The organism is Veillonella infantium, assembly GCF_002959895.1.
Classification (GTDB): domain Bacteria; phylum Bacillota; class Negativicutes; order Veillonellales; family Veillonellaceae; genus Veillonella; species Veillonella infantium.
Genome location: NZ_PPDD01000002.1, coordinates 190,620 through 208,304 on the forward strand (window position 1 = coordinate 190,620; position 17,685 = coordinate 208,304).

19 protein-coding genes are annotated in these 17,685 nt (G+C 39.7%); 2 read left to right on the forward strand and 17 right to left on the reverse strand.

Annotated elements, in window-relative coordinates:
• Positions 1 to 207: 207 nt before the first annotated feature.
• The 7 genes from VCHSUH03_RS02205 to VCHSUH03_RS02235 all read right to left on the reverse strand — a co-directional run bounded on the left by VCHSUH03_RS02205 (position 208) and on the right by VCHSUH03_RS02235 (position 5,913).
• A complete protein-coding gene (locus VCHSUH03_RS02205; protein ID WP_105093911.1) occupies positions 208 to 597 on the reverse strand; it encodes a class II SORL domain-containing protein in 390 nt (129 codons plus the stop codon).
• A gap of 148 nt (positions 598 to 745) precedes the next feature.
• Complete coding sequence (gene cobO, locus VCHSUH03_RS02210) at positions 746 to 1,288, reverse strand: cob(I)yrinic acid a,c-diamide adenosyltransferase (RefSeq protein WP_105093912.1); 543 nt, start codon at positions 1,286 to 1,288, stop codon at positions 746 to 748.
• A 2-nt stretch (positions 1,289 to 1,290) separates the two neighbouring features.
• Positions 1,291 to 2,670: a cobyrinic acid a,c-diamide synthase CobB gene (locus VCHSUH03_RS02215; protein WP_105093913.1), complete on the reverse strand. Its 1,380-nt coding sequence runs from the start codon at positions 2,668 to 2,670 to the stop codon at positions 1,291 to 1,293.
• Between the two features lie 29 nt (positions 2,671 to 2,699).
• A complete protein-coding gene (cobI, locus tag VCHSUH03_RS02220; RefSeq protein ID WP_105093914.1) occupies positions 2,700 to 3,407 on the reverse strand; it encodes a precorrin-2 C(20)-methyltransferase in 708 nt (235 codons plus the stop codon).
• 86 nt (positions 3,408 to 3,493) lie between these two features.
• Positions 3,494 to 4,348, reverse strand: a complete 855-nt coding sequence (locus VCHSUH03_RS02225) for a sirohydrochlorin cobaltochelatase (protein WP_105093915.1) — start codon at positions 4,346 to 4,348, stop codon at positions 3,494 to 3,496.
• Between the two features lie 207 nt (positions 4,349 to 4,555).
• Positions 4,556 to 5,437, reverse strand: a complete 882-nt coding sequence (locus VCHSUH03_RS02230; RefSeq protein WP_105093916.1) for a sirohydrochlorin cobaltochelatase — start codon at positions 5,435 to 5,437, stop codon at positions 4,556 to 4,558.
• A gap of 119 nt (positions 5,438 to 5,556) precedes the next feature.
• A complete protein-coding gene (locus tag VCHSUH03_RS02235; RefSeq protein ID WP_105093917.1) occupies positions 5,557 to 5,913 on the reverse strand; it encodes a hypothetical protein in 357 nt (118 codons plus the stop codon).
• A 1,193-nt stretch (positions 5,914 to 7,106) separates the two neighbouring features.
• Between VCHSUH03_RS02235 and VCHSUH03_RS02250 the strand changes: the two genes are divergently transcribed.
• Together VCHSUH03_RS02250 and VCHSUH03_RS02255 are read left to right on the forward strand one after the other, a co-directional pair.
• Positions 7,107 to 8,096, forward strand: a complete 990-nt coding sequence (locus VCHSUH03_RS02250) for a sirohydrochlorin cobaltochelatase (RefSeq protein ID WP_105085829.1) — start codon at positions 7,107 to 7,109, stop codon at positions 8,094 to 8,096.
• Between the two features lie 50 nt (positions 8,097 to 8,146).
• Positions 8,147 to 9,088 (forward strand): ABC transporter substrate-binding protein, encoded by a 942-nt coding sequence (locus VCHSUH03_RS02255; RefSeq protein ID WP_105093919.1) that lies wholly within the window; start codon positions 8,147 to 8,149, stop codon positions 9,086 to 9,088.
• 157 nt (positions 9,089 to 9,245) lie between these two features.
• On the opposite strand, the gene VCHSUH03_RS02260 is transcribed toward VCHSUH03_RS02255, so the two are convergent.
• The 10 genes from VCHSUH03_RS02260 to cbiD form a co-directional block, all read right to left on the reverse strand.
• A complete protein-coding gene (locus VCHSUH03_RS02260) occupies positions 9,246 to 10,034 on the reverse strand; it encodes an ABC transporter ATP-binding protein (protein ID WP_105093920.1) in 789 nt (262 codons plus the stop codon).
• Complete coding sequence (locus VCHSUH03_RS02265; protein ID WP_105093921.1) at positions 10,034 to 11,029, reverse strand: FecCD family ABC transporter permease; 996 nt, start codon at positions 11,027 to 11,029, stop codon at positions 10,034 to 10,036. Before VCHSUH03_RS02265 ends, VCHSUH03_RS02260 begins: the two co-directional genes overlap by 1 nt.
• 249 nt (positions 11,030 to 11,278) lie before the next feature.
• Positions 11,279 to 11,944, reverse strand: coding sequence for a precorrin-8X methylmutase (locus VCHSUH03_RS02270; RefSeq protein WP_105085833.1), 666 nt, complete (start codon positions 11,942 to 11,944; stop codon positions 11,279 to 11,281).
• Positions 11,931 to 12,719, reverse strand: a complete 789-nt coding sequence (gene cobK, locus VCHSUH03_RS02275) for a precorrin-6A reductase (protein WP_105093922.1) — start codon at positions 12,717 to 12,719, stop codon at positions 11,931 to 11,933. Before cobK ends, VCHSUH03_RS02270 begins: the two co-directional genes overlap by 14 nt.
• Positions 12,716 to 13,405, reverse strand: a complete 690-nt coding sequence (cobJ, locus tag VCHSUH03_RS02280; RefSeq protein ID WP_004697003.1) for a precorrin-3B C(17)-methyltransferase — start codon at positions 13,403 to 13,405, stop codon at positions 12,716 to 12,718. The genes cobK and cobJ overlap by 4 nt, the downstream gene beginning before the upstream one ends.
• A 29-nt stretch (positions 13,406 to 13,434) precedes the next feature.
• Positions 13,435 to 14,580 (reverse strand): cobalt-precorrin 5A hydrolase, encoded by a 1,146-nt coding sequence (locus tag VCHSUH03_RS02285; protein WP_167388604.1) that lies wholly within the window; start codon positions 14,578 to 14,580, stop codon positions 13,435 to 13,437.
• Positions 14,581 to 14,584: 4 nt separating this feature from the next.
• On the reverse strand, positions 14,585 to 15,346 hold the full coding sequence (gene cobM / locus VCHSUH03_RS02290; RefSeq protein WP_009351723.1) for a precorrin-4 C(11)-methyltransferase: 762 nt from the start codon (positions 15,344 to 15,346) through the stop codon (positions 14,585 to 14,587).
• Between the two features lies 1 nt (position 15,347).
• Positions 15,348 to 15,935, reverse strand: coding sequence for a precorrin-6Y C5,15-methyltransferase (decarboxylating) subunit CbiT (gene cbiT, locus VCHSUH03_RS02295; RefSeq protein ID WP_009351736.1), 588 nt, complete (start codon positions 15,933 to 15,935; stop codon positions 15,348 to 15,350).
• Positions 15,932 to 16,558: a precorrin-6y C5,15-methyltransferase (decarboxylating) subunit CbiE gene (gene cbiE, locus VCHSUH03_RS02300; protein WP_105093924.1), complete on the reverse strand. Its 627-nt coding sequence runs from the start codon at positions 16,556 to 16,558 to the stop codon at positions 15,932 to 15,934. Before cbiE ends, cbiT begins: the two co-directional genes overlap by 4 nt.
• Positions 16,534 to 17,652, reverse strand: coding sequence for a cobalt-precorrin-5B (C(1))-methyltransferase CbiD (gene cbiD / locus VCHSUH03_RS02305; protein ID WP_105093925.1), 1,119 nt, complete (start codon positions 17,650 to 17,652; stop codon positions 16,534 to 16,536). Before cbiD ends, cbiE begins: the two co-directional genes overlap by 25 nt.
• Between the last annotated feature and the right edge of the window lie 33 nt (positions 17,653 to 17,685).

The window sequence follows — 17,685 nt, forward strand, 5'->3', positions numbered from 1 at the left end:
TTAACTTATCTACTAAAAATCAATATGCATATACTTTACCACAAACAAATAGCACTGTAAAGGGATATAAGGCAATTTATCCACTATATAAAAACAAAACTCTTTTGAGTGCGGACACGATTTCAGTGTGATTATTTAAGTTATCCTTAAAATTTACATACAAAAAGACCAGCCCTAAGGCTGGTCTTTATTAGTTGATTAAGTTAATTAAGCAACTGTGATTTCTTTTTCGGATTCCCACAAACCGTGGATGTTGCAGTAAGATACAGCAATCAATTTACCAGATTTGTTCAAGGAAACTGCCAAAGAACCTTCAGAAATTGCATGTACAGGGCCTTCGTTTGCAGTTGCGCCATCACCATGTACGTTGAAGGAAATTTCACCAACTTCGAATGGCAATTGAGTACCTTCAGCTACGAAGTACAATTTGATCCATTCAATATGATGTTCTACAGTGTTAGGATGTGCGATATCTTTACCAACGGACAAGTTTACGTGGAAAGTTTCACCTGCTTTTACAGTGTCAACAGTTTCGATAACAGGAACGTGTTTTTCAGTAGCGAAATCGCCGGATTTAATGTAATCATGTACAGCCATAGTTAACCTCCTGGTTAGTGTTATATACATACTTAATGTCAAGAATATTTAGCACCTTGTGCTTATGACTATATTATACATTTTCGATATAGTTTTAGCAAGAACTTTTTCGAAAATTTTAGATTTATTTATATTCAAGCCCTGCGTATTAGAACTCAATCCCTTTAGCAGCCTTAATTCCTTTTTCATAGGCATGTTTTACTACATTCATTTCTGTTACTGTATCAGCTATATCAATGATTTCAGGCTTCGCATAACGCCCCGTTAAAATAACGTGTAAACGCTTAGGTTTATGTTTAAGCATATCTACTACAGAATTTACATCAATAAGTTCATAATTAATGGCATTGTTGATTTCATCCATAATGATAAGATCCCATCGGTCGGAATTTACCTCTTCAACCAGTGTACGCCAAGCCTCTTGGGCTGCCTCTTTGTGACGTGCCAATTCAGCGTCGCTAACCTCATTCCGTTTATAGTAAATAAAGCCTTTACCCATGGAGCGAATTTCTACTTGGTCCCCTAATCTAGCAAGACCTGCTAGTTCGCCATAGCCATTACCACTTTTAATAAATTGTAGTATGAGAACCTTAAAGCCTTGACCAACAGCACGCAATGCAACACCTAAAGCGGCCGTAGTTTTTCCTTTACCATTGCCAGTATTAACTAAAATTAAGCCTCGTTCACTCATATTTAGCTCCTTTTAGCTTTATAGTTAGCGCATATATCAACAAAATGTTGTGCTCCTTCATCAGAGCCAGCAAAGTTCAAATGTAAATACGATGCTAATACATTATCCGTAGCATAGCCGCCATCATAAGATTGAGGTTTTCGGCCTCCTTCTAGGTGGAAAGCCCAAGGGAAATCCTCTACAGTTGGTTCCATCGTAGAGAAATGGAACTCATGCCCACGAAGAGATGTATCTGCGGCACCTAATAAGGTATCTCTCTTAGCTGTAGCCGTAACATACCCTACTTTTTGTAGCTTTTGTTGCATAATGCAATTAGCAGGTACAATACCTACTGTATCATATACGGCTCCCTCAAAATCGTGGATACTTTCACATAAATACATAAGGCCACCACATTCTGCATAAATAGGCATACCTTTCCCATTAGCTTCACGGATAGACTCCTTCATTGACTCGTTACTAGAGAGTTGGAACAAGAACATTTCAGGGAAGCCACCACCAAATACAAGGCCATCTACTTCGGGAATCACTAAATCATTAAGAGGGCTAAAATAAACGAGCTCGGCCCCCTTCTCTTCTAAGGCAGCTAAACTTGCGGGATAGTAGAAAGAGAATGCCTCATCATAGGCAACGCCAATTTTAACTCGCTTTTCAACGGATTTAGCATCTACAGCCTCTGGCAACTCAATAGCAGGTGCACTAGACGCAATATCCCACAATTGATCTAGATTTACCATTTTCTCAACGGCTTCGCGAATCGTGTTGATTGCCTCTGTTGGATCAATCTCAGTAACAGGTGTGAGTCCTAAATGGCGCTCAGGAGAGTGCATACGGTCATCTCGATAAATAGCACCAATAACAGGTACACCTATTTTATCCATGCCTTCACGAACCATACGCTCATGGTTGGCAGAACCTAAGCGGTTCAAGATAACACCGCCAAAGTTTACCTCTGGATCATAATCACGGAAACCTTTAGCAATAGCTGCCGCACTTTCACCCATCGCCTTGCAATCGATAACAAGCACCACCGGTGCATTCAATTGCTTAGCAATTTGAGCTGTGGAGCTAACGCCTTCTCGACCACCATCATAAAGGCCCATAACACCTTCAATAATAGCAAGGTCTACTCCATGCGCCATAGTAGCAAAGAAAGGATTTAATTTGTGAGGTGGCACGAGCCACGTATCTAAATTATAGCTGTCACGGCCGGATGCAATTTTATGAAAGCCCGGATCAATATAATCCGGGCCCACTTTAAAGGATTGCACCGCACGTCCACCATTTGCATAAGCAGCCAATAAGCCCGCTACGATAGTTGTTTTACCTACACCAGAGTTAGTGCCAGCAATAACAACACGTGGAATATGTACTGTGTTCATAGATATTACCTCGTAATACGACGTGTTTGTTAACGGTCCTTACGTTTTGCAAGGATTGTAGACAAGTAGTTGAGTTTAGTATCTTTTGGCATATTATCAAGGCCTACGAATACTTGCTCATCTGGCAAACCTACACGGCTAATCATAACCGCATCATCTGCCATATCGTGTTTAAGCAATGTTTCTTGTACTTCATCAAAGTTTTTGTACACTTTCATGATTACTGCATCATCAGCTACGGCTAATACAGCATCGATTTTTTCTTTAGGTGCTGTAGCAGGAACGATAGCTAATACTTCTTCCTTCTCTACGATTGGATAACCAAGGTGGGAACCAATAGCACAGAATGCAGTAACGCCAGGAATTGTTTCGATTTCATGACCTGTATTTTCAATCAAGCGATATACATACATGTATGTGCTGTAGAACATAGGATCACCCAATGTTAAGAACACAACGCTTTTACCTTCATCTAAGTAGGACAAGATAATACGTTTTGCTTCTTGCCAGCCTTCCTCTTGTGTAGCATCATCCAATACCATTGGGAATACTACAGGAACGATTTCTGTATGTTCTTGAATGTATGGGGAAGCAATATTAAGTGCTACAGAACCATCTTTCTTTTCTGTTTTAGGTGTGATGATAATATCTGCTTCACCTACGATACGAGCAGCTTTCACAGTCATTAATTCAGAATCGCCAGGGCCTACGCCAATGCCATATAATTTACCTTTCATGGGGTTCTCCTATTCTTATAGTTACATTCTATTTATAATTACAATATCTTTTATTATAACTAATTTATGCAAGATATACAAAACTACTATTTAATATTTGGAATTGTTGGACGATGTGGACTACGTTTGCCATACAAATCATCAATACAATCTTGCACATGTTGACGGAAGATATCTTGTATTGCTTCATATTCACCAAGTGCGCTATGGATTGGTTTAACTTCATAACCATAATCGGCAAGTTCATTAATAACGCTATCTTCTTCGTCACCAAAGAGATCGTTTTGTGCATGATCTCCAAGAACTAATAATAATGGGTGCACATAAATTGTATTTGGACGCTTCCCATCAAGCCATTCCCATGGCATAGCTACGTCAGCCACATAAGGAGCATTCTCTAAAACGGCGATACGTACATTTGTGAGGCCATCACGAATCAATTTGAACTGTAAATTACCATACGAGGAGTTGCCGGAGCCTAGGCCACCATGACCAACTAGTAATAAACCGTCGTCCTTAGAAATGTTAAGAGATTTAATGAAACGGTCAATTAAGATTTGGTAATCATCTGGATGCTCTTCTTGCCCTATATAATATACGAGAGGTCTACCTACACGCAATACTTCTAGTTGCCCCTCCCCTTCATGAGCAAGGATATTATTTTTCAATTTATCAAACTCTTCACCGCCAGTGAAGTGAAGCGGTTGTACATACACATGTGTATACCCGTCTTGGATGAGTTTTTCTAACGCCCCTTGTTCAGTAGGCACCTCAATACCACGTTCACGTAAACGCTTAACGATGATACGAGAGGAAAATGCTAGTTCCACAGTATAGTCCGGATACGCTTTACGGATATGTTCTACTACGGAATCAATATTATGTTCACGAGCACTGTCAACAGTGGACCCAAAAGCAACAACTAAAATAGCTTGTTTCATGGAAGTCTCCTTATCTAATTAATAATGTATCTTAATCATACCATAGACGACACCTTAGGGGCATACCATAGGACGTATAAAATGGATATTATAAATATTTTTCATAGTAAAAGTAAAAATCCTCCTCATTGGATTTCCAACAAGGAGGACTTTTACGTATATAAAGGAGTGTGGAGAGATGTATATCTAATTATGTGAGAGATCAAACTAAGAAATCATACCTTGTGCTTCCATACGAGAGTTTGTCATTACAGGTTTTACAGATTCACGAGGCATGGGACGCTTCCGATCAGACATGCGGATAGCTTGGCCTAAATGTTTTAAGAATAAATCTTGTACATACGGGTTTTCACCAAGGCCTTCATTCCAAATCTCTACATTGTACCCTTCTTCTGCGAGCAACGCATAAATGGAATCGGAACGTTCACCGCCGAGATAATCCATTAAATGTGTAGAACCAATGAGCGCTAATGGTACTACTAGTAAATCTTTGTGGCCCATGCGATCTAAGAACGTAAGAGCTTGTTTAAATGTAGGGAATCCATTAGTAGTAAATACTACCACATTTGGTGCTGCGCCGTACATGGCTTTCAATTGCAATGTACTAAACTCCAATTGATTTTGTCCATTCGCCATGAGCACTACAGATTTATTAAGTGCTTTTGTATTAACATGGCGAACAATACTTTCTAATGTAGCTTCATAATCGTCAGCATAATTCTTTACACCTAAAGACGTGAGTAACGGTTTACCAATATTCACTTGGCTAAAACCGTATTCATTGCTATGCAAAAACTTTAATGCTTGTTTACGCATTTGTTGGTAACACTGATCTGCTACTAATGTTACGGGTTGAATGTATACTTCATCAACGCCTTTGCGAGCAAAATCTTGCATAGCCTCTGTGAAAGAAGAAATCTTATCATCGTACTTCTCATTCCACTTCTCTACTAATGCATCTGATAAAAATACACGACGTACCTCCATATCTCTATACATGGAACGTACTTTTTTCTCTATACTGCCAATGGATTTCTCCACAGCATCTTGATAAATTGATCCAAAGGATGCAATAATTATGCCTTTCATATGTGACCTCCATATCGCTCATACATGATACAACCTTCATAACTGAAAATTGTTATCAACTACTATGTAATAATAGTACAAGATTAATGTATAGAAGTCAATGAGAAAAAATATCAAAATCAACCAAAATAATGTATAACCGATGCAACACCACATAAAAGAAGAAAAAATATAACAATAAATTTAATTCGACCTGTAAAGGTATCATACCTTCTCTTGTCGCCAGCTGTGATTTTGCCAGAGCGATTATGACGCCATAGATCAAAGACACAAGCAATACAAAGAATAATAATTAAAATATACTTCAAATCAATCATATAACTTGGTAAAGCAATATAATCGCTAAACAATGAAAGTCCAAAGAAACAATTCCCTAAGATACCAATTACAATTTTAACTATTCGTTGCCTAGCCATAATGACGAGATAATTCACCATTAATAAGCCAAAGAAACCAATTAGAATATTCACAAACATATCTACCCTACTAATTTAAAACCATAGTACTCTAATCTATTTAATATATACATTACACTATTACTTCAAGATACACCAAATGGTGTTGAACGCAAAGGAGTCCAACACCATTTTTTAATTAAGAATCATATTAAAATCTAAAAGAATACTACCCAAACTATCACTAATCCATATAAAAATATGATTGCATGAATTGTTAGAATTGAATTAATTATACTTTTCTTTTTTCTCTCGTCGTCAGTATTTATATATCTATACCTATGTAACCATAATATACAACAATATATAATAACCGCTAATACCATACCTAAATAAAAATATGTATCTGATACAAAATAGTTAATTTCATACAGTTTATTTATTAAGTATCCAGCAATTAATACAGCAAACAATATAAACTCTATTAGGACTTGTGATTTATTCTTTACTTTATACATAAGAAAAATATCATACAATAGCCATATGCTAATGCCTAAAATTAATAAATCATATATCATAAACTATTTCCTATTTCATAGAATATAAACCTAGAGGTCTTTTACAAATTGCTAAGAGCTCTTACCAAATAATAAATAAAAAAGCTTTTCCACCTATCCTAGTATTATGTAGTAAATCGTATACATTCTGTTTTAAAAGAATTTGTTCTCTCTCAAAAAACAAACATAGTCCTTCTCTCTTTTAAATGATAATTTTATTTTACTAAAATGTTATATTTATATTTATTATATAGCATATTTTGATGGGACGCCTACATAACTACAGTAATAAAAATGATGCCCTGTACTTGTGTAGCGACATCAGGAACGAGGAGCAAACAAGTATAGGGCATCATTTTTAATATATTTGTAGTAATATTATGGGGCCCCATCAAAATATGCCTAAATAAAGATCAAATAAAATTACTCATGTATTCACATATTCATATCCTTATAACCAAAAAGAATGTAATTATAAAAGCTAATACTATACTATGTTCATCACATTAATTTCTTTAAAAACACCTTATTTTCCTATACTTCTAGGGGTATAGGGTTTATTGACACCCCTATTACCCTTTGTTACGATTGGCGTAAGGTTATATATATGCAATTAATCTATAGTAGTCTATAAATCTATAACTATTTATATTAGTTTATCTACACTACTAAGATTATTGCATAGACTGTAGTTTAGTTATGGATAGGAGTATTAAAATGAAAAAACAATTAGCATTAGCATCCGCCATTTTAGGTCTAGCAGTATCCGTTGGTGCACCTGTTGTATCTCACGCGGCATACCAATTAAATGAAGAAGTAAAAGATCCTACACCAGCATTGAAAGAGGCATCTACTATTGGTGTTCGCACACATGAAACTAAAGAACTTCAAAATCTTCAAAACAAAGATGCCATCGTTGTTATGAGCTTTGGTACAACTTACAAAGATACTCGTGCTAAAACTATTGATGCTACTGTAGATGCTATTAAAGCAGCTCACCCAAATACTAAGGTAGTTACTGCTTTTACTAGTCATATCATCCGTGATCGTATTCAACAAAAAGAAGGTATTACATATCCTACACCTGAAGAAGCGTTAGACCAATTAAAAGCTGAAGGTTACACTCGTGTAGCTTTAACATCTTTGGATGTTATTCCTGGTATGGAATACAACTACGACGTAGCTGTTTATAACCTTTACAAAAACAACTTCAAGAAAATGACTCTTGGTACTCCACTTATGTACTGGATGGGTCAAGAAGGTCAAACTGATGAAGTTGTACAAACAATTAAAGCTGTTCAATCTCAATTCCCTAAATTAGGTAAAGAAGATGCACTTCTTATCATGGCTCATGGTACTCCAGATCCTTCCAATGCTTACTACTCTGTAATCCAAGATCGTATCCATTCCCTTGGCTTGAAAAATGTATACATCTACACTGTAGAAGGTACTCCAAATCTTGAACAAGTTGTACCTCAATTGAAAATGCACGGTATTAAACATGTTACATTGATGCCATTCATGATGGTAGCTGGTGATCATGCTAATAACGACATGGCAGGCAATGAACCAGATTCCCATAAATCCATCCTTGAAAAAGACGGCTTCAAAGTAGATACATACCTTCATGGCCTTGGTGAAAACCAAAATATCCGTAATATCTTCGTTGAACGTGCTAACGAAGCTTGGGATGCATTAGAAAAATAATTTACTTAACAATTAAATTGTATCGTTAAAAACGTACATAGGAGTACATCATGAAAAAACTACTACTTGGTAGTATCGCTTTGGTTATGATTGTACTAGCACTAGCTGGGTGTGGTAAATCCACATCCAGCTCTTCTGCTACTACAAAGGAATTGACCTATAACGGTCAAACCTATACAGTACCAAAGGATCCACAAAAAATTGCTGTATTATCTAATTCCGTTTTATCTATGCTTTATGCTGTCGATGGTAAAGCCATTAGCCGTGCCAATACAACGGATAAATTACCCCCAGAATTAGAAGCTCTACCCGCTCTTGGTCAAACTGCAAATATCAACATGGAACAACTATTAGGCTTGAAACCAGATTTGGTATTGGGTTTAGTAAATCAACATAAAAAATATGAATCCCAATTACAAGCTAATAATATTCCAACCGTACTTTTTGATTACGATGGTATTAAAGATAATGTACCAATGTTAACATTCCTTGGAGAATTAACCAATCATCAAGACAAGGCTAAATCTGTTATTACTACCTATGAAAGCAATATCACCAAGGTAAAAGATGCAGTTAAAAATCAACAGCCTGCACGTGTTGCCGTGTTACGTGCCACAGGGAAAGGTGTAACTGCCGAAACTGATGAAGCAGTTACTGCATCCATGGTAAAAGAGCTAGGCATGACAAATGTTGTTGCCTCCCACCTAGAGGGTACAACCAAGGACAAAACTGTCCCTTACTCTCTTGAAACATTGACTGCAGATAATCCTGATATTATCTTCGTCGTTACCATGGGTAAAGAAGAAGAAATTACAAAGGCCATGAAGAAAGCCATGACAGATAATCCTGCATGGGCTAATTTGAAAGCAGTACAAAATAACCGCGTTATTTATTTACCTTCCAAACTATTCCTATTAAACCCAGGTCTACAAACACCTGAGGCTATGGCTCGTTTAGTAAAAGAAGCATACGGTATAGACGTTACGTTTTAAAAACCAAAAAGGGACTATAACAGAATGCATTTAGTACATTCTAGTTATAGCCCTTTTTTTCATATCTATTATTCAAACTTAATTATATTTTGATAACTACCATTTCATGCTTTTCATAATGTTTGTTACCACTATAATACTAGTTATCAGTCAACAGCTACAATAAACCCTTCACACGTACATATGGTTTATTGTCAAAGTTATCTACTTGCACGTCTACAGAGAACACCTCTTTAAAAAGTGAATCCGAGGTAATATCCTTTGTGTCTCCTGCTGCGATTAAGTGACCAGCTTTTATAACAGCCATGTAATCAGAGTATTGTACAGCTTGCGTTAAATCGTGTAGTACCATGAGAACTGTTAAACCTTGCTCTTTGTTAAGGCGTTTTAAAAGTTCCATAATTTCAAGTTGGTGATTGATGTCTAAATAGGTTGTTGGCTCATCTAATACAAGGAGTTTTGGCTCTTGTGCTAATGCCATAGCAATCCAAACCCGTTGCCGCTCACCACCAGATAAAGATGGTATCAGTTGATGACGAAGATGATCTGTTTTCGTAATAGACAATGCATAATCTACGATTTCTCTATCCTCTTTTGCCGTATTCTTCCACCAGTTTTGGTACGGATAACGACCACAGTACACCAGCTCCTCTACGGTCATATCCTTTGGCATATTCGGTACTTGTGGTAAGAATGCCATTTGACGAGCCAGTTTATTTTGTGAATAAGAGGATAATGGCTTATCAAAGATGGTTACGCACTCACTAGGACTAGAAATATAACCGATCATAGAACGTAAAAGTGTACTTTTACCACATCCATTAGGGCCTATTAAGGTCGTAACTTTTCCCACTGGAATCGATACTGAAATATCGTGTAAAATATGACGATTTCCTAGGGTAACGGATAGCTGTTTTACAGCAATAGCAGAATTATTTGTACTCATCAGCTATCCCTCCTTAATAGATATAAGAAGAACGGCGCTCCAAAGAAGGCCATGATAATGCCTACAGGAATTTCAATGGGACTCATGAGAACGCGCCCTACTGTATCGCTTACAACGAGAACAAAAGCACCTAATAGTGCAGATCCTGGCAATAGATACGCATAGTCATTACCGATAATAAGCCGTAGCATATGAGGAATGACAAGACCGACAAAGCCGATGAGGCCTGCAATACTTACGGCACCAGCCGCCAACAAAGCTGCTACAGCAGTCATCATAAAGCGCGTTTGTTCAACCTTAAGACCAAGACCTTTTGCCGTCTCATCGCCAAGGCTTAAAATGGTAAGTCGTTTTGCCCCCAAACAAGCTAGGAAAAGACCTATCATGGCGTACGGGAATAAAACCTCAACCTGTGGCCAACTACGAGCCGATAGGCCACCTACCATCCACAATAAAGCACCTTGTACACGGTCTCCGTAAAATACGAGAAGCGCTGATATACCAGAACCTAAAAAAGCAGCTACTGCTACACCGGCTAAGATGATGCGACTAGGTCGCACTCCATTCTTCCATGCCAGTGCATATACCATAAGAGCTGCCCCCATCGCACCTAAGAAGGCTACGAGAGGAACGATGTAATCGTATCCTGGGAACAAAATTAGTACGATAACACCGGCAAGACCTGCACCAGAGGATACCCCTACAATTTGTGGATCCGCCAGTGGGTTTTTCATAACCGCTTGTAATATAGCCCCCGATACTGCAAGACAGGCCCCTACCAAAGCAGCCACAATATTACGGGGCAAGCGAATATTCCAAATAATCTGTGAAGCCGTATCTGTTAATTCATCAGCCCATAACGTTCTCCATATCTCTGCTAGCGATACAGGTGTAGAACCCCAAATAAGAGATATAATCATACAAGCTATAACGGCTATAAGTAAGATAAAAATCACTGATAAACGAAAAGCTTTTCGTTCGTTAATTGATGCCATACGAACCCCCTCTCCATACCGTCATATATCGAATAAGTTATTTTTTTATACTAATTTTTTGACTTAGTACCACCTATTATAGAGATACTACCAGTTAAAAATATTTATTTTTAACTGGTGGTATCTCAAAAATCAGCTATATTACAAGAAAACTAATCTATTACATTGCAATATATCAGTAACTTATCATAAAAAATATATACAGTAAAACCCGAATCGCAAAACTACATATACGATTCGGGTTTTGTATTATTTAGATTCTTTGCCTTCTACGAAGAGCATGTCATTGCGTTTAACGTCTGTGTAAAGCAATGCATTACATACGGAAGCAGCGATTGGGCTACCACCTTTATTACCTTTTACAGTGATGTAAGGAACTGGGGATACTTCCATCAAATAATCTTTAGATTCTGCTGCACCTACGAAGCCTACAGGGATACCAATGATAAGAGCTGGTTTAATGCCTTCTTCAAGAGCAAGACGCAATACTTCGTACAATGCAGTTGGTGCATTACCGATAGCTACGATTTGGCCTTCTAATTGTTTGCCAAATGTACGCATAGCCGCGATAGAGCGAGTTACACCCAATTCTTTAGCCATTTTAGCTACGTTTTCGTCTTTGATCAAGCAGTGTACTTCATTACCGCGAATTTTAAGAGCTGGTTTAGAGATACCTGTGCGAACCATTTCTACGTCAGTGTAAATATTAGCACCATTTTCCAATGCTTCGATACCTTTTTGAACAGCACCAGGGCTCATTCTTACGAGTTGAGCGTATTCAACGTCACCAGAAGCATGTACAGTACGAGATACTACGCGTACTTCATCATCTGTTAAACCTAAATCTTTTACATAGTCGTAAATGATTTGCATACTTTTATCTTCAATCTCTTTAGGATTTTTAACGTAATCCATTAGTGTCCTCCCATAATTTGAAAAATTCATCATTCGATGATACCACGTGGCTTTCAATCTTAACCCGTGGACGATCGATAACAATAACATGGATGCCAAGATCCATGGCTGCTTGTAATTTTGTATCAGCACCACCTACAAGGCCAGAGTTTTTCATAACTACAACACTAGCCTTTGTATCGTGGAACATAATGCGGTTCATATCGTAAGAGAATGGACCTTGCACTGCAACGATGCGCTTTGGACTCACATTGAGGTCTTCCATCATTTGTAACACCTCTGCAGTTGGCAAAATTCGTGTCCATACTTCGCAATCTTGCAAGGCTTCAGATTTGGCAAAGATGTGCATTGTTTTACTACCAGTAGTCAAATACACATGACTGTTATTGTCCTTCGCTAATTGGCCAGCAAGATTAGCTGCTTCCACTTCGTCTACTACGATATGTAATTTATCATACTCTGGTAATGGTACCTCTTTACGTTCAAAGCGAACAAAAGGTATACCTTCGGCCTTTGCTGCATCTTGAGCCGTAGCTGTAACAATAGCAGCATACGGATGACTTGCATCAATTAAGAGTCGTACATTGTGCTCTTTAATCAAGTTTTGCATCGCCTCTTGGTCAAGACGGCCCGTATGTACGGTAATGCCTTTATGGGCAGCAAGCTCTGCACCATATTGACTAACAACCGTAACAAGCACATCTTCACCAGTCCGTTTTTGGATTTCTACTGCTAAGGTACGACCATCCAAAGTACCGGCAATGACCCAAATCATAATTTGTAGCCTCGAGGTGTAATCATACGACCATTTTCAACATAGGTTTGGCTGTTACCAATGATAACAAGTGTTTGCATATCTACTTCTTCTTTTGTGAAGTTTTCAAGGTCAGAAATCACCATATGTTGACCTGGACGACCTGCTTTTTGCACGATACCAACAGGTGTTTTAGGGTCGCGGTATTTAAGGACGATTTCGCGAACTTCATCTAAGTGAGTAACGCGTTTTTTACTGCGTGGGTTGTACAAGGAAATAACCATATCGCCTTGTGCACAAAGGTCAGCACGTTTTTTAATAAGATCCCATGGAGTCATCAAGTCGCTCAAGGAAATTACTGCAAAGTCATGCATCAAAGGTGCACCCAATACAGATGCTGCTACGTTTACAGCACTAAGGCCTGGCACGATATCTACGGAAGGGCGTTTTTCTGCTGGTACTTTGTTAGCAAGTTCCAATACGAGGCCTGCCATGCCGTATACGCCAGAGTCACCAGAGGATACTACAACTACTTGATGACCTTCTACCGCCAAATCAACTGCTTGTTGGCAACGATCTACTTCTTGCATCATCGCTGTACCTACAGTTTCTTTGCCTTCAATAAGGTCTTTAATCAAGTCGAGATATGTCAAATAACCTACCACGCGGTCAGCTGCTAAGATAGCTTCACGCGCTTGAGGCGTCATAAACTCTTCATCGCCAGGGCCGATACCGATTACTTTGATGTTACCTGTGCAATAGCTACCGTTGTTTTGGGATAAATTGTTTTGTGCTGTATTAATGTTCGGCTCTTGGCCGCTAGTAATGCCGTTGTCTCGCATACGTTTCCTACTCCTATAGTTCCTTTTACAAAATTAGATTCTTTTAATTTTTCTTCTTCAATGAGTGGTGCCATCTCGTCCTGTGTATAGAACACAATAGGCCACCCCATAATTTGCATAGCCTCTAAGAGGCCTACTTCATCTTGTTTAACGATGACCGATGCTGCCGTTACAAGGCTCTTTGGTGAAAGCTTATGGGCTGCCAGAGATTGTTGAATAGCATCAAGAATCAATTCCTTCGGCGTGTCTCGACGACAGCCAATGCCCATCGTATAGGTACGAGGGCGCAAAATCAATTGATGACCATACTCGGTTATTACTTTGTCCGTAATGACCACCCGAGAAGCACCCTCTTCAGAGCTTTCATTTTTACATGGCATAGACTCTAGTTGATCTAAAGAAACAACGTGAACCATTCCATGTTCACCAATATGAGCTTTTGTAACTTCCGCTAAATGCTCAGCATTCTCTAAGCTTGCATCGATATAATAATCAACCGGCTCTCCTCCTACGATGGCAGAGTTCACATTGATTAAGGTTTGAAAATCATCCACCAACAGATGCTCATGGCGCGCCAACACGTCAGGCGCTGGCAATCCGTTTACATCCGTTGCGGTTGTAATGACAGGGTCTGCATCGATGGCCAGCGAAATGGACTGCGTCCATTCGTTGGCGCCCCCAAGGTGACCAGATAACAAGCTAATCACATGGTGTCCTACTTCGTCCATAACGACTACAGCAGGATCCTTGGATTTATGCTCAATATATGGTGCAATCATGCGCACTACGATACCGAGTGCCATAATACATAACACTTGGTCGTAATCTTTGAAAATCTGTCCAATATGGTTTTTGAGGGAATCAAAATAGATAGCCTCACCACCAGATGGACGGTTTTCTTTTTCAAAGCAATCTGCATGAGGTGCCACCAAAGACTTAATGCGTTGACCTAACTTTGCACCTCGTTCAGACACAGAAAGAATAGCTGTTCTATTCTTCTTACCTCCCGTCAAAGGCGCAACAGTTTCTAGTTCTTTCATCATACTAGTCCTTAGCACTGCGGTACATGTGAGCAAAGCCTTTGTCGTAAAGCTTAGATAATTCGTATTCACTATCTAATACATGGCTTACTACAATCATAGCTTGGCGCAATACGCCTTCTTTTGCTACGATGTCCGCAATGGTTTCCAATGTGCCACGGATAATGCGTTGGTCAGGCCAAGACGCTTTTACCACGATAGCCACTGGAGTCGTTTTGTCGTAACCGCCCTCGATGAGTTCAGCTACAACCTTATCTAACATTTGAACGCTAAGGAAAATACACATAGTAGCTTCATGAGATGCTAACATGCGCAATTTTTCCTTTGGAGGCATTGGTGTACGGCCTTCCATGCGCGTAATGATAACTGTTTGAGATACATTAGGTAGTGTATATTCTTGTTTCAAAGCCGCCGCTGTAGCAAGGAAAGAACTTACACCTGGCACGACTTCATAAGAAATACCCATGCCAGCCAGTGCATCCATTTGCTCTTGAATAGCACCGTAAATAGCAGGGTCACCTGTGTGAAGGCGAACTACGCTTTTACCAGCCTCAACAGAAGCTTTCATAACAGCCAACACCTCATCAAGGTTCATAGTCGCACTGTTATGGATTTCACAGCTTGGTTTACAAGCCTCTAAAATGGCAGGGTTTACCAAGGAGCCAGCGTAGATAACAACGTCTGCCTCTTGCACTAAACGATACCCTTTGCGAGTAATTAACTCGGGATCCCCAGGGCCTGCGCCTACGATATGTACGTCAACCATATTACTCTCCTTCTGCGATACGCGTTGCAGATACAATGAAAATCGGACTCAATGGGTCTAACAAATGATATGGACCAGCCTTGCGGTAACGGCTGATGGACATTTGGTAACCTTCATAGGTGAAAGGACGACCTTTCAACTCTTTAAGGATTGTATAACCAGTTTCCATCGTTACTGCAGTTACCACTAGACGACCGCCTACTTTTAATAGACGTTGCGCCTCATCCATGATGCCTGTCATACCTCCAGCACTGCCGCCGATGATAACCGCATCAAGTTCAGGCAATTCTTCCATGCCTTCTGGAGCTTTGGATTTGATAACAGTCATATTATTAACATTGAATTTCTTCATGTTTTCATTGATAAGGTCGATACCTTTATCAAAGCGCTCAATCGCATATACATGCCCTTTAGGAGCTGCCAAGGCTGCTTCAATGGAGATAGAGCCTGTACCAGCACCTACATCAAGAACGATGCTATCCTCCTCGATGCGCGCCTCATTCATAACGGCTTTGCGAATCTCGCATTTCGTCATCGGCACGTCGCCGCGAATAAATTCCTCATCAGGAATTCCGAAAAAATGTCTCATCCTAGTACCACCATTACAGAATGACCAAAGCCTTCAAGCTCAGTTAATACCTCTAACGTGGAGTCTACGATTTTTTCATCATCATAGCTCAAACGCTTAAGGGCTGCCGCTCTCGTTTCTTTTGGCCAACCTGCATCTATTAAAATACGCGCAATATGCGCTGGATTATATTCAGGATCCGTCAAGAACCCCATCTTTTTACCTGCTTCATATACGAGCTTCTCTGGTGCCGGTTGGCGACCGTGAAAGCTCATTAAATCCGCATCATGCCACACCTCATTAAGTCGTGCGAAGGCAAAGGTCATAGAACTAATGCCGGGCACAACCTCAATAGGGTTAGCAGTAAATTTCTTTTTCAAATACGGTAACAAGCTGTAGTAGCCTGTATCACCGCTTACCATAACTACAACATCATGGTCGTTGAGCTCACGCTCAATTTGCTCAGCCAGTAAGCTAAGCTTACCTGTCACAGGATATGTAATTTGACCAGGCTCTTGAAAGTCCTCTAAAGAACGTTCACTACCTACCAATACTGTGGCATGTTTAATTAAATTAAGGCCTCTAGGCACCACATAATCAGGATTACCTGGACCAATGCCTACGATATACAAGGTATGTGCCATTGTTCAAGCTCTCCTATCTCTTTTGCATGCTTATCCATTGCCAAAATCTCACCTTTTAAGGTAGTAATAATGATACCTACCTCCGCTTCGTTAGCAATATATCGCTCACTACGCAAAGATGCACGATCTACAACACGTTGGTATACGCCAGTCAGTCCTTCTCGTTCTAAAATAGGGAACGTAGACTCTGTAGTTTGGCAATTAAATAGCTCTTCACACACCGCTTGAGATGCCCCTTCTAAAGCGGCGTAGGCCACGATACTTTCCATGCGGCCATCACTCATGCGATTGTGGGTATGGAAACTACCACTAGCTAATTTTATGAGCTTACCAATATGACCGATGATCAAGATACGCTTGAAGCCAATTTCAACTGCCTTTTCCAGCATAAAGCCGATAAAGTTACTTGTTTCTGCCATTTGGTTCTTATGAATACCCAGTACTTGTTCTGCAAGATCCTGACCAATACGGCCCGGCACGAGAACAGCCGTTTCACAACCATTAGCTTTCATAACTTTTAACTGAGGCACCAACGAGTTTTTGAACCCTTCTTCACTCATAGGCTTAACGATACCTGTAGTACCGATAATGGAAATACCACCTTCGATACCGAGGGTATGATTTAACGTTTTCTTAGCTAAGACCATACCATTTGGTACGCTCACTGTTACTGTTACACCTTGGCCATGTACACAATGCTCTTCAAAGACGATGTTCATCATCGCCCTAGGCCCTGGATTGATAGCCGGTTCTCCTGGCGGCATAGCAAGGCCCGGTTTTGTTACCGTCCCTACGCCAAATCCCGCTCGGAATCGTAGTTTACCAGTATTATCAAGAGTCACCGTCGTTTCCACATCATTGCCATGAGTTACATCAGGATCGTCGCCGCCGTCTTTCATAACGGTCACCTTAGCCTCTGTATCGGATATAACCTCTACGGCTTTAATAGGCACTTCAATATACTGACCTTGAGGATTTTCAATGACCACTTGGTTCACGATGTTCTTATCTAAGAGGGCCAATAAACCAGCTTTCATACCTGCCGTAGCACATGAACCTGTGGTATAGCCACCCTTCATGTCCTCTACTTTCATAAGGCCTCCTACACCGATAGGGTTAGCGACTTC